This window comes from Sediminibacillus albus (genome assembly GCF_900101125.1).
GTDB lineage: Bacteria > Bacillota > Bacilli > Bacillales > Amphibacillaceae > Sediminibacillus > Sediminibacillus albus.
Genome location: NZ_FNFL01000002.1, coordinates 575,334 through 588,426, shown reverse-complemented (window position 1 = coordinate 588,426; position 13,093 = coordinate 575,334). Strand labels below are relative to the sequence as shown.

Below are 13,093 nucleotides of genomic sequence, written 5' to 3'. Positions count from 1 at the left end.
CCAATCACAATAAGCTATTAATATAATATGGATATAGTGCGAAATAAAGGAGGACATCTATATGCACACTTTCAATGAGGTTCGCCAACGGACAGGTACACGGTCTGTCAAATGGGATTTAATAAAATCCATCTATGGCTCTAATGATGTACTTCCCATGTGGGTAGCTGACATGGACATTCCAGTGCCAGAACCGGTAAGAAATGCGCTTGTTTCCAGAGCTGAACACGGGATTTTTGGCTATACCGTCACAGATCACTTAATAAACCAATCTGTTTCCAATTGGATGAAAACAAGGCATGATTGGGAGATTCATCACTCATGGTTATTATATAGTCCTGGCGTGATTACCAGTTTACATATGGCCGTGCAGGCGCTGACTTCAGATGGCGATAAACTGATGATCCAGACTCCAGTATATCCACCCTTTTACGATCTTGTTCATATGCATAACAGACAGCTGGTGAAAAACCCGCTGAAATTGGAAGGCAATAGATATACCATTGACTTTGAAGCATTCGAAGCTGAGTTAAAACAGGGGGTTAAAGCCTTTATTTTGTGTAACCCGCATAATCCGGTAGGAAGAGTTTGGACGGAAGATGAACTGCGGAAAATAGGGGAATTGTGCCTGAAATATGGTGTATTAATATTCTCAGATGAAATCCATGCTGATATCGTTTATGCTGGCCATAAGCATACACCGATTGCATCTCTCTCAAAAGAAATCAATGAGATTACCATTACTTGTATGTCCCCTACTAAATCATTCAACCTTGCGGGATTACAGGTTTCCTATTTAATTAGTCCTGATAAGCATAAGAGGGAAAAAATCGATAAGTATTTTCATATGCAAGGGATTAAAATCCTTAACACCATGGGGATTACTGCGTTAGAAGCTGCTTATAATGATGGGCAGGAATGGCTGGATGATCTCCATCAGCTGCTCGAAGGAAACAAACGTCTAGTAGAAGAAGCCTTCGAGAGTCGGAAGGAAATAAACGTAATCCCAGCTGAGGGTACCTACTTAATTTGGCTTGATTGCCGTCCGATGAAGCTGTCGAATGATCAGTTGAAAAAGTTTATGCAGGAACAAGCAAAGGTTGGCCTGAATGATGGATTGTCCTTTGGTGAAGAAGGCGAAGGGTTTATGCGTATTAATATCGCCTGTCCCCGAGTAACGGTAGAAGAAGGAATAAACCGGATTATAAAAGCTTTAAACGAGCGTTAGCTACTAAAAGGCTGCCACTCCAGGGAACGAGAACCCTTCAGTGGCAGCCTTACTTTTCTTCTTTTTCTTTATTGTCTTTTGTCGGATCAGTTGGCGATTCATTTCCGCCTGACTGTCCAACTTGTATTTTTCCGCAGGCAATTCTTTCACCTGACTCGCCGCCAGGCTGGCTAACTCCATCGTCTTGCCCATCATGCAGTACCAGTGATGTTCCATCTTCTTTGAGAAGTGAATTTTTCCCATCGGTCAATGTTGCTCCATTGACCATCAGTTCTGCCTCAGCCATTCCTTCCGCATCCACTTCCACGTTAGGCAAATCGCCCAAATGGGCGCCTTCGGGGTGCATCAAACCATGCTGGTTTCCTTCGGGATTTAGATGGCTTCCAGCTGACTTAAAATCAGGCCCTTCACAATTTGGAAACTCATGTACATGAATTCCATGTAAGCCAGGTGCCAACCCCTCCAAAGAGAGTTTCACCTGTACACCGTCTGCTTGCTCTGATAGCGTTGCAGTACCAATCGAATCGCCATCACTGTTAAACATATCAATCTCCAAAGGTGACTGGATATCCTCTTGGCAGCCCACCAATATGAGCATAAATAACAATAATATTGCCATTGACGCTCGCCGCATAAAATCATCTCCCAATAGCTGCTTTTCTATAATAATAGTATAGCCATCAAGAAACAGATTTATCCTGAAGCAAATTTAAAAAAGAAACCCCCGCAATGAACGGGGGCACTGAAAAAGTCCGTTTTAATCTAAAGGGGCGATCAAAGTTTGTTGTTGTTTCCGCGAATCGCTTGTCGGTGGAGGCTTGCCGCAGGCGTCACCACCGAACGCCCCATCGCGGAATCAACATAGACACGGGATATGAGGTCGCCTCATCTTCCGGTCTCAAAGGCATGTGCATTCAAGGGGCAATCGCGATTTTCACGGCAATGTGAAACGAATCGTTAAACGAATGAAGGAATAGAGGGCACAAACCTCTTGAAGTTAGACGAAAGCGGTCTGTATGGAAATTAAATCCCACACAGACCGCTTTTTTTATAATTCTACCTATCATAGAGCTTCAGTGCCCTCCAATGACCAGCAGAGGTTTTCAATCGTATTTTTCCTCTTCTTTTGGATATGGGGCCGAAATCCTTGAAGCATATTCTTCATCCACTCGCTTTGCCTCTTTCTTGGAATGCTTATATATTAAGTACATCGTTACGGTGGCTCCGATAAAAAATATAATTAATGAAATCACAGCCGGAAGATACTCTGACTTGTCCTCTGGAAAATACAAAAATTCCATCATTGTCAATCACGCCTTTCCTTCTCTGGTTATTATAACAAACACTGTTTCCGCTTGTACACAAGCAGTCCTTCTGGCAAAATTGAATTAACAGTGTAAAAAGGAGGAGTTCACTTTGGACAATGCAAGCATTGGAGACATCGTCAAAGCCCATTATAAATCAGGAAGCTATATTGGGGAAATCGTAGAGGATCGGGGAGAAAATTACTTGGTGAAAGTACTTGCTGTTGTTAAGCATCCATTGCAGGGGGATCTACATAATTACGGAAAGACGGAAAATGTTTTTTTTCATCAACGAAAAGCTTTGAGTTACTTGGAAAAAATGAACGTTTCCAAGCCTGCTGTACATCCTTACACCGAAGACACCATTCCGGACTATCAAGCCTCGTTAAAACAGTCGCTTAACGAGATGAAGGAAAAACTAACCAAAGAAGATTCCCAATTCAATAACCAGGCAAAAGAAAGTTTGGATGATTTGGAACGGCATTACTTTACGTAAGACAAAAACTGTCTCCCTTCAATCGATAAGGGGCAGTTTTTGTTTTTTCAGGAGCCCGGTACCTTTAAATCTTTCTTTTTCGGTTTTTGCTTCCCATAAAGTTTATTTGCTATCCTAGGTGCCTGCTCAAATAACACCATTCCTAAAAAAGCAGCTGCTACAATATATATGCCAGCCATGACTTTAACAGCTCCTGCTGCGACACTGGCAATGACCACAGAAAACTCTCCTCTTGCACAGAGAGACAAACCGGCACGCAACGACACTTTTTTCGAAAGTCCAAACCAGCGTCCGCCGATAACACCAACCAAAACTTTTGCCACGATCGACCATACTAACAAAGTAATCAATAACAATGGCATCGGGATTCCATTTCCTAATTCAATTGATGTTCCAAAGTAAACAAAAAAGGTGGGCAGCATCAAGTCTCTGATTGGAATAACTGTTTGTTCCACCCGATGGATATTGCTGATTTCCGCTAGCATCATTCCTGCCAAAAATGCCCCAAGCACTTCTGACAATCCGAGAAACAATGCCAATCCTCCGTAAGCTAAAGCAAGCCCCACTAAGAGCGCGATTTTGAAATCCTCGTCCTCCACTTTTTCCCATAAAGCATCAAACCTTTTAAAAACAAGCTTTCCGATTATTATTGCAGCTGCTGCCAGTCCGATTATCTTTCCTAAAAGAATCAGCAGATCATTGGCTGCAAAGCTGCCTCCGCTGCCAACGCCAATAAGAATAGCTACAATAATCGGTGCTATTAAATCTTCAAATATTAAGATAGCCAATATATATTCCGTTTCTGTATTAGCCATCCGGCTCTTGTCATCTAACAGTTTTGCAGTGATTGAGGAACTCGTTGCATAGGCTACACCACCAACTAAAAAGGCAGTAAATAAGCCCATGCCAAAGCCGATAGCAATCATCATGGAAACACCAAAGCTTAATACGAGATCAAGCAATCCAGAAGGCCATGCACGCTTGGCAATTCGCCCCAGCCGGGATACACTGAATTCCAAACCTAGAAGGAAGAATAATAATACGATTCCGATTTCGCTTGCTACATGCAATATTTCATTTTCACTAAGGTAATCGGCTAACAAGATTCCTAACAAAATATATAAAATGACACTTGGAAATTTAATCTTCAGGCTTAAAAAACCTAAATAAAAAATCCCGATAAGGATTAGTCCGGCTCCTAATATAACTGGAAGTTCAGTATGCAATCAGGATCAATCCTCCCCTTTGCACAGCGATGCCAACACTTCAATTTGGTCTTTTTTCCCAACACACACCAGCATGTTTCCTGATGCTAATCGAGTGTCGGCATCAGGAATTGCAATCGTTTCATCTCCTTGAATAATGCCGATGATGGTGGCTCCCGTCCTGTTCCTGACGCCAGACTCCTCTATCGTCTTATTAGCTAAGGGAGAGTCATCCTTTAACTTGATATAATCAATGACAATTTGCTTTTGAAAAATCTTCATTTTTTCAGTGTCTACTGGCTGATAGGTGGCGCCAAGCAACTGTGCCCCAAGCTCTCTTGTTTCGTCTGGCGTCAAATCCATGGCAAAGTCAGCTTCATCGCTGTCGGCATCATTAAAAAAATACAACTCCCGTTTACCAGTATGGTGGACAATAACGACCAGCATACTATCATCGGCTGTTTTAAGGGTTATCTTTTGCCCGATCCCTGGAAGTTGAGAAACAGAAACATTCATTATGTACACCTCTTCTACTCGTTCTGATTAACATTTACTTTAGTGATCCTTCTAACAACCGGCATCTGATTCCATAACGTGAGCGTGTAAAAAAAAGCTAGAGAATACTCTAGCTTTTTTTATACAATAATTCCGATAAATTATTCACCAAGGTGTTCTTTAATTACTTCTTCTACCCCTTGCAATGCCTGGTCTTCGTCACTGCCGTCAGCAGTTACAGAGATTTCAGCCCCTTTTGGTACGCCTAGGGACATAACACCCATAATTGACTTCAAGTTAACCGTTTTGCCATTGTAATGCATCTCAATTTCAGATTCATACTGGCCTGCTTTATTAACAAGAAGTGTTGCTGGCCTTGCATGGACTCCTGTATCATCTGTAATGGTAAATTTCTTTTCTTTCATCATTTATCCTTCCTTTCACAGCTTCCCATTATATATATCACTTTTCCATAAAGATAACATTTCAAACCACCCAAATGTGAAAAGTTGAACTACAATTATTATATACGAAAATGATTTATTTAGAAACAAAAAAATCCCCCATTTAGAAGGAGCAGAAAAATACGATCGTTCTCAGCAATTGCTGTTTGTATATTTGAGTTATAAAAATGGTTATGATAACTTTACGTTGTATGGATTGAAATTAAATAGGAGGTTAGACCATGAGTGTACATATTGGTGCAAAACAAGGGGAAATCGCTGACAAAATTTTGCTTCCGGGTGACCCTTTGCGAGCTAAATATATCGCTGAGAATTTTTTGGAAGATGTGAAATGCTATAATGAAGTCAGAGGAATGTACGGCTTCACGGGAACATACAAAGGAGAAAAAATATCGGTACAAGGAACAGGAATGGGTGTGCCTTCCATATCGATTTATGTAAATGAGTTAATTCAAAGCTACGATGTGAAGAAATTGATTCGGGTAGGTACATGCGGGGCTATCCAGAAAGATGTACAAGTAAGGGATGTCATCCTGGCTTCTGCATCCACAACCGATTCGCAAATGAACCGAATGGTGTTTGGCGGTATTGACTTTGCACCATCAGCCGACTTTGAACTGCTGAGAAATGCTTATGACACAGGAAGCGAAAAAGGGCTTAAGCTTCGGGTCGGCAGTGTATTTACGAGTGACAGTTTTTACCGGGATAATGGACTGGAGCTGTTTAAGCTGTTAGCTGAATATAAAGTATTAGGAGTAGAGATGGAGACTACTGCTTTATACACACTTGCAGCAAAATATGGAAGACAAGCATTATCAGTACTAACCGTTTCAGATCATATCCTTACCGGAGAAGAAACTAGTGCAGAAGAAAGGCAAACAACCTTCAATGAAATGATTGAGGTAGCATTGGAAACTGCAGTTAAATAAATAAATAAAGCCGGCGGCTTGCTGACTGCATTTACGCCGGCTGTTATTTCACCCATATGTTAACCTATATATTATTTAGGTTGACATATATATCACTCTCTTCTATTATCAAATAGAAAGGAGGAGAAACAAAATGAAAAAGTTAACTGCTATGGAGATAAGTGCAGGCGCTGTCTTTGTCGGGCTTATGGCGATCGGAGCAAACATCGCTGTCTGGTTCCCCTTTTTGGCAGTCCCAATCGGGGGAGTTTCAGTACCATTATCTTTGCAAACCTTTTTTGCCATACTGGCTGGATTAATGCTGGGCAGAAAACTAGGTACATTTACCATGCTTACATATCTTTTAGTCGGCCTTGCCGGTGTTCCTGTCTTTGCTAACATGAAATCCGGCCCATTCATATTCTTTGATTATACAGGAGGTTTCTTGCTGTCCTTTGTTGCAGTAGCGTTTGTCTCTGGACTGATAACAGAATTCTTAAAGAAACCAGGGTTTCTTCCTTATATAGCCGCTGCCTTGGCTGGTGTAAGCGCCAACTACTTGATTGGCGTCAGTTACATGTACTTGGCTATGAATACCTGGCTTGGCCTGGAAATAGCTTATCACACGGCTTGGCTCGGCATGCTTCCATTTTTATTAAAGGACATCGGGCTGACTTTCATTGTTGCTGTCTTGATGCTTAAAATAACTACAAGGCTGCAGACCGGCCTCATGTCTTTTTCCTCTGCCAAATAATAAATATCCTATTTTCATCAATATCTTCCAGAGCTATAAGCCATCGGCTTATAGCTCTTATTCTTTTATTGGTTAATGCGCTTTTCACTATGATATAATCAAACTTGATTAAAAGACTTTCGTTGCTTTTTACCACAATTATAAAGTTTTTCTTTTACCTCTGTTATGGAGACGGGATGTTGGGGAAAACTACTTAAACATTAATTTGGCTGAAAGGATGTTTCACTTCATGGATTTATTCTTTAATTTTCCTTTATTTGCTGCTCTTACGGGCATTATTTTTGCACAACTAGTAAAAATCCCCATACATTTAATAGCAACTAAAGAGTTCAAGCCTGGATTAGCATTCAGTACAGGCGGGATGCCAAGCAGTCACTCTGCGGCTGTTGCAGCAGTGACTACCAGTATAGGGCTGCAGGAAGGTTTCTCAACGGGTGTTTTCGCCGTTTCCTGTGTTTTCAGCATCATTATAATGTTTGATGCTTCCGGGGTCCGCCGGCAAACCGGAGAACAAGCAATCCTTCTGAATACACTTGTTAAAGATTTTAGTTATTTTGTAGAAGAAGCTAAAGTCTGGGGAAAAAAGGGTGACTACCAGAAGAAAGAAGAATTGAAGGAACTACTCGGGCACCAACCGATAGAAGTATTTTTTGGAGCACTCACCGGCATTATTTTAGCTTTAGTTCTTTACCAGATCGCATAAACAGCATTCACTAAGCTTGAATGTTTGCAACAAGCTTAAGGAATATATTGCAATAAACAAGGCTGTCCGTATCAAGCAGGTACCTGCTTGATACGGACAGCCTTTACTATTTATTAACTTTTTTTGATTTCCTCACGGAATACCTGTAAGGCCTCTGTTTCATTCAAGGCGGTCAATTCCTGTTCCGTCAGCTTACCATTCCCTTTTTCTACTAAATATACATCTACTTCTTTTTTTCCCCATTTATCAAATACGTCAGCAACAGTCGGATAGTATAAGTCGATTTTATTTCCCTGGATAGCAGATCCTTTATCGGCAACCACCCCATAGCCATAGCCTGGAATATAAAGAATCGTCCCTATCGGATAAATAGTTAAATCGGCTGCAATGGTAGAGTACAAATCTCTCGTTACCTTTACACCTGAATAAGTAATTCCATACTCCGGATGGCCTGGTGACTTCCCTGTCGACTCCACTCCTGCAGTGTATCCTGTCGCTACCACAGTAGCAGAAGGATACTGTTCAAAATTGATCGCCTCATCAAGGGTTTCTGGTCCATCGACCTGTTCACTCGAAATATAGGTAGTATCTGCCTGCTGGTGAATTAGCGATTTTTTTTGTAAAACAGGTTCCCTGGCTTCCGGCTGACTGGATACAGGTTTGCTTGAAGGGACATCGGTCAGCTTCTGATAAACACCATTTCTAAGATCCTCTGCCGAAACGTTGGTCAGTCCAGCAAATGTAGCGTAAAACGCACCAAAAAACAAAAGAATCATCATGCTTCTTCTTAGAAATACTAATTTTTTCATGGATAACACCTCTCTGGGTGTCATCCTTTCCTAAAGTAGTATTTTTTATACATTGGTAATATTATCCTATTTCCCTTTAGTGTATTAAAACATTTGATAGCCGCTTTTACGGAGCATCCTTATGACAACACCAGATACAATCGTTCCGATGAAGCCGCTTAGCAGTATGGCAATGTCTACCATAGTCAATCCTAGAAGCCTGTCCCAAACGGCCGGAAAAGATTGGCCGGGTGCTGTAAAGTATTCTTTAAGCGGAAAATCATCTACAATTAACAATATAATCACAGGGTATAAAAATGCCATCAGCCATGATTGGCGGAGTAGCATATTTAGTATAAAGGCAATCCCAAAAAACAAAACAAAAAACAATAAAATGGAAACCACAAGCTGTATCAATCGTTTTTCCCCCTTGAGCAAGAAAGCTGCTCATATAGTCTTACATCCAAAACCAATTCTATAATTAAAGGAATAATTGCGCAAGAGCCCCCGATTATACCGGCAGACCATTATACTTGCCGCTCTTTTTTCTTGCACAAAAGAAAAAGCAAAGACAGTTTCCTATCTTTGCTTAGAAGCTTCCGGCATTAATGAAAAATATTAAATTTTCCTTTTTTCAATAACAAGCCCAATCCGCCTAATTTTAATAAATAACGGTTGTCGATCATCTTTTTCATCACAGATGCAGACCATCCGAACAGCTTTTTGTCCCCAAAAACGACGCCGATGGCATCGTCATGACCTAAAGAAGCAACTGTGCCGCGATCCATAAATTCAAATGATTCTAAATGAGTGCCGCCTCCTACCAGAATTGCCAGGTTTTTGGCTGCAAGTTCTGCTTCTTGTATTGCTATTTGGGCAGTAGGTGGGTAAGGGCGTCCTGTTTCTTCATTCATGATGAGTGCGCAGTCGCCAACAACAAATACATCTGGATGAGAAGGCGCCCGCAGGTCAGGCTGTACTTCGACTTTGCCTCTATTCACTTCCAGTCCGGATTCTTCAACGAGGGAATTAGCTCTTACCCCTGCAGCCCAAACCGTTGTATTGGTCAAGATTTCTTCCTGCTTATCATCCTTCTCAATCAGTATACTGTTAGGCGTACATTCTTTCAGCATGGCACCGACTTTAAATTCAACACCCCTAGCTTCCAGTGAATTCATCGCATACTCTACAAGCTGGGGATCAAATCCCGGCAATACAGTTGGCGCAGCTTCCACATTGATAATTCTCACCTGATTGCGGTCAATATCATACTCTTTGCATAATTCCGGAATTCTGTTGGCAAGCTCACCGACAAATTCAATTCCAGTAAATCCGCCTCCGCCTACTACAATGTTCAAACGTTCCTGCTTCTTCTCTGTTTCATTGTTGTACTTGGCAAAATTGTATTCGATATGCTCTCTGATTAAGCGGGCAGAGTTAATATTGCCAATCGTGAATGCATTGTCGAGCAGGCCTGGGATTCCGAATGTTGCCGCTTCGAAACCAAGTGCTACAACTAAATAGTCATAATCCAATTCGCCATTTTCCAAGGCCACTTTTTTCTCTTCCGGCTTAATGCTTACTACCGTGTCCTGGACAAAATTCACTTTGCTGAAATCTACTACATCTTTGATCGGCAGCCGTGTGCGGTCGTGGTGCAATGTTCCTGCAGCATTTTCATGAAGCCAAGTTGTTTGGTAATGGTAGTCATGCTTGTTCACAAGTGTAATGTTCGCATCGTTGACACCAAGTTTTTTTTGTAACTTTACCGTAGTCATTATTCCGCCATAACCAGCGCCAAGAATGACAATGTTTGGTTTATTCATTTTTATCACATCCATAATAAATTTAATTACTAACTATTTTCCGATAGTATGCGTCTTTTATAAGTTCGTGATATTTTTCACGTATAGAGGCATAAAAGACAGTTGGACTTCCTCCTGGTCCATTCTGCTCTTTAGCTGATCACCAGCCAGATTAAATATGTATTTTGTCACAATATCGTAATATATTTTACACAATGATAATCTTAGCCTCTTTTTTGACAATTTTCAAGCCTAAATAACAATTTTAGAAAATTGAAATTAAGATATCGATTCGTTCATTTATAGACGGCGTACATTTTATGTTAAAATAGTGATTGTGCATTTAAGGTAATAGGAGGAATCTATCATGACCAACGAGGTATATGATGTAACAATAATAGGTGCAGGACCTGTTGGGCTGTTCACAGCTTTTTACGGCGGGATGCGCCAGGCTAGTGTTAAAATATTAGAGAGCTTACCACATATAGGCGGACAGTTATCCGCTCTCTATCCGGAAAAATACATTTACGATGTGGCCGGTTTTCCAAAAGTACGGGCACAGGAATTAGTCGATAATTTAAAGGAGCAAGCTGACATGTTTGATCCTGAAATTGTCTTGGGTCAATCCGTTGATTCCATTGAAAGACTGGAAGATGAATCGTTCAAAATCACTACTAACACCAATGATATCCACTATACAAAAACGATTATCATTACTGCTGGAAATGGAGCTTTTCAACCGAGAAGATTGACGATTGAAGGTATTGAAGCATTTGAAGGCATCAACCTTAATTATTATGTAGAGGATATGAATAAATATGCCGGCCAACGTGTGCTGCTATGCGGCGGCGGAGATTCGGCTGTCGACTGGGCATTAATGCTTGAGCCAATTGCCGAAAAAGTGACATTAGTTCATCGCCGTGATAATTTCCGTGCGCATGAACACAGCGTGGAAAAATTAATGAATTCCAAAGTGGAGATCATGACCCCTTTTGTTCCTGAGGAAATGATCGGGGAAGACAGAATTGAGCAAGTTAAGTTAAAAGAAGTGAAAGGCGACCGGGAAGAAATTATCGATGTCGATTCCGTTCTTGTTAACTACGGGTTTATTTCCTCCTTGGGCCCGATTAAAAAATGGGACTTAGAGATAGAGAAAAACAGTATTGTTGTTAATTCAAAAATGGAAACTAACATACCAGGAATATATGCTGCTGGAGATATTTGCACCTATCCAGGAAAAGTGAACCTGATCGCCTCCGGATTTGGCGAAGGACCGACAGCTGTCAATAATGCAAAAAATTATATTGATCCAAATGCCAGAATCCAGCCAAAGCATTCCACAAGCATGTTTTAATCTCTTGTATTCCACGTGGTTGGGACATAACATAAATCAACTTGCGTAAATCGAGCGGTAACAGAATAAGAGTTTTAAAAGGACATCTTCAAGCTTTTTATTGTTAAGCAATGGATATAAATCGACATGCAACAGCAGGTAATTCCTTAATAGTATCGGATAAGCCATAGTACTTCGCTACGGAAATCCACTACGCTTTCCGCGGGCTGGTGGTGAGCCTCCTCGAGCTTGCGCTCTGCGGGGTCTCACCGAGGCCTTTCCTTCCGCAGGAGTCTCCGTGGATTTCCCCTTCGGAAGATTTGCGTATTGTTTTCAACCAATAGCCAGGCAGAATTCGAAGACTCCCGTGGAACAGCACGGGCCTGAAGACCCACCCCGGAAGAAGGCGTTTGTGCTTCTGAGGGGGCTGAAGCCGTGCCCACGGAAAGCGAAGTATGCTGCCGGCGCAAGTAAGCACTGCACCTTGATATTACGAAAAAATAGTTGGTTACTTTGTCCACAGGTTATATAGAGAAGAAAAATCGAACGAGTTCGCATCCTTAGGATTGCGAATCATCGTTCGATTTTTGCTTTGTCCACTATCCTTTGCTCTCAGCCTCCATTTTTAAACCTCGGGTTATGTTTACTGCAAATACCGCATTGGTATACATACTTTAAAGAGGCTACAATGGCTGATAGAAATTCGTTATCTGGGAATAATAAGCGAATTGATTGTACTAATCAACGGAGGTGCCTTCATGGAAAATGAATTTGAAGACAGACTAATACCCGCTACATCTGTTGCCAGTGGAGTCGGCAAAGAAATTCTCACGGACATTTACTGCTTTCCCATCCAAGTGGTCAACGTATTTTTCATTGGCCGCCCCGGTGAAAAATGGGTACTTGTCGATGCAGGAATGCCCAGGTCTGCAGATAAAATTATCAAGGCTGCAGAAGAACGTTTTGGCAAGGAAGCCAAACCTGAAGCAATTATTCTCACACACGGCCACTTTGATCATGTCGGAGCTATAGTGGAGCTGCTTGATAAATGGAATGTACCAGTTTACGCCCATGAAGAGGAGCTCCCGTTTTTAACCGGAGATCAATCTTATCCTGAACCTGATTCCTCAGTTGACGGCGGATTGGTTGCGAAAATGTCACCCATGTTTCCGAATCATGGAATCAATATTAAGGAGTATATTCATCCACTGCCCAATGACCATACGGTCCCAGGAATGAAAGGTTGGGAGTGGGTTCACACACCAGGGCATACGAAGGGGCATGTCTCCTTATTCCGGGAGGAGGATCGTTCCCTGATTGTCGGTGATGCGTTTGTTACAGTTAAACAGGAATCTCTTTACAATGTAATGACACAGAAACAAGAAATCAGCGGACCGCCCAAGTATTTAACGACCGACTGGAAAGCAGCACAAGCATCAGTCAATAAATTGAATGAACTGGGTCCTTTGTTAGCTGCTACCGGACATGGAATCCCAATGTCTGGAGACTTCCTGGCCAGGGAACTGCAAAAACTGACAGACAACTTTGAAACCATCGCTGTTCCGGAGAAAAGCCGTTATGTGTAGTTAATTTAACCTAAAAAACCCTCG

Annotated in this window: 15 protein-coding genes; 7 read left to right on the top strand and 8 right to left on the bottom strand. The window is 41.6% G+C overall.

Going from position 1 to position 13,093, the window contains the following annotated elements; genetic code table 11:
• Positions 1-61 precede the first annotated feature (61 nt).
• Positions 62-1,228, top strand: coding sequence for a MalY/PatB family protein (locus BLR93_RS08935; RefSeq protein WP_093213394.1), 1,167 nt, complete (start codon positions 62-64; stop codon positions 1,226-1,228).
• 49 nt (positions 1,229-1,277) lie between these two features.
• Here BLR93_RS08935 and BLR93_RS08930 read toward each other — a convergent pair whose 3' ends face one another.
• Both BLR93_RS08930 and BLR93_RS08925 read right to left on the bottom strand, forming a co-directional pair.
• Positions 1,278-1,862, bottom strand: a complete 585-nt coding sequence (locus BLR93_RS08930; protein ID WP_245690098.1) for a superoxide dismutase family protein — start codon at positions 1,860-1,862, stop codon at positions 1,278-1,280.
• 469 nt (positions 1,863-2,331) lie between these two features.
• Positions 2,332-2,532 (bottom strand): hypothetical protein, encoded by a 201-nt coding sequence (locus BLR93_RS08925; protein ID WP_093213393.1) that lies wholly within the window; start codon positions 2,530-2,532, stop codon positions 2,332-2,334.
• A 112-nt stretch (positions 2,533-2,644) separates the two neighbouring features.
• Between BLR93_RS08925 and kapB the strand changes: the two genes are divergently transcribed.
• Positions 2,645-3,028, top strand: a complete 384-nt coding sequence (gene kapB / locus BLR93_RS08920) for a kinase-associated lipoprotein KapB (RefSeq protein ID WP_093213392.1) — start codon at positions 2,645-2,647, stop codon at positions 3,026-3,028.
• Between the two features lie 47 nt (positions 3,029-3,075).
• Here kapB and BLR93_RS08915 read toward each other — a convergent pair whose 3' ends face one another.
• From BLR93_RS08915 to BLR93_RS08905, 3 genes are all read right to left on the bottom strand, one after another.
• On the bottom strand, positions 3,076-4,254 hold the full coding sequence (locus BLR93_RS08915; protein WP_093213391.1) for a cation:proton antiporter: 1,179 nt from the start codon (positions 4,252-4,254) through the stop codon (positions 3,076-3,078).
• A 6-nt stretch (positions 4,255-4,260) separates the two neighbouring features.
• On the bottom strand, positions 4,261-4,749 hold the full coding sequence (locus BLR93_RS08910; protein WP_093213390.1) for a cation:proton antiporter regulatory subunit: 489 nt from the start codon (positions 4,747-4,749) through the stop codon (positions 4,261-4,263).
• A gap of 140 nt (positions 4,750-4,889) precedes the next feature.
• Complete coding sequence (locus BLR93_RS08905) at positions 4,890-5,153, bottom strand: phosphocarrier protein HPr (protein ID WP_093213389.1); 264 nt, start codon at positions 5,151-5,153, stop codon at positions 4,890-4,892.
• A 260-nt stretch (positions 5,154-5,413) separates the two neighbouring features.
• Here BLR93_RS08905 and deoD point away from each other — a divergent pair, with 260 nt between their 5' ends.
• The 3 genes from deoD (at position 5,414) to BLR93_RS08890 (ending at position 7,557) form a co-directional block, all read left to right on the top strand.
• On the top strand, positions 5,414-6,121 hold the full coding sequence (deoD, locus tag BLR93_RS08900; RefSeq protein WP_093213388.1) for a purine-nucleoside phosphorylase: 708 nt from the start codon (positions 5,414-5,416) through the stop codon (positions 6,119-6,121).
• 133 nt (positions 6,122-6,254) lie between these two features.
• Positions 6,255-6,854: a biotin transporter BioY gene (locus tag BLR93_RS08895; RefSeq protein ID WP_093213387.1), complete on the top strand. Its 600-nt coding sequence runs from the start codon at positions 6,255-6,257 to the stop codon at positions 6,852-6,854.
• Positions 6,855-7,083: 229 nt separating this feature from the next.
• Positions 7,084-7,557, top strand: a complete 474-nt coding sequence (locus tag BLR93_RS08890) for a divergent PAP2 family protein (protein WP_093213386.1) — start codon at positions 7,084-7,086, stop codon at positions 7,555-7,557.
• A gap of 113 nt (positions 7,558-7,670) precedes the next feature.
• Here BLR93_RS08890 and BLR93_RS08885 read toward each other — a convergent pair whose 3' ends face one another.
• From BLR93_RS08885 to BLR93_RS08875, 3 genes are all read right to left on the bottom strand, one after another.
• Positions 7,671-8,366, bottom strand: coding sequence for a 3D domain-containing protein (locus tag BLR93_RS08885; RefSeq protein ID WP_093213385.1), 696 nt, complete (start codon positions 8,364-8,366; stop codon positions 7,671-7,673).
• An 84-nt stretch (positions 8,367-8,450) separates the two neighbouring features.
• Positions 8,451-8,762, bottom strand: a complete 312-nt coding sequence (locus BLR93_RS08880; RefSeq protein WP_093213384.1) for a YuiB family protein — start codon at positions 8,760-8,762, stop codon at positions 8,451-8,453.
• A 188-nt stretch (positions 8,763-8,950) separates the two neighbouring features.
• Entirely contained in the window at positions 8,951-10,171 is a 1,221-nt protein-coding gene (locus BLR93_RS08875; protein WP_175559298.1) for an NAD(P)/FAD-dependent oxidoreductase, read from the bottom strand.
• A gap of 346 nt (positions 10,172-10,517) precedes the next feature.
• Between BLR93_RS08875 and BLR93_RS08870 the strand changes: the two genes are divergently transcribed.
• Both BLR93_RS08870 and BLR93_RS08860 read left to right on the top strand, forming a co-directional pair.
• Positions 10,518-11,504, top strand: a complete 987-nt coding sequence (locus BLR93_RS08870; RefSeq protein ID WP_093213381.1) for an NAD(P)/FAD-dependent oxidoreductase — start codon at positions 10,518-10,520, stop codon at positions 11,502-11,504.
• A 737-nt stretch (positions 11,505-12,241) separates the two neighbouring features.
• Positions 12,242-13,069 carry an MBL fold metallo-hydrolase gene (locus BLR93_RS08860; protein ID WP_093213377.1) on the top strand — a complete coding sequence of 276 codons (828 nt, stop codon included), beginning with the start codon at positions 12,242-12,244 and terminating at the stop codon, positions 13,067-13,069.
• Positions 13,070-13,093 lie beyond the last annotated feature (24 nt).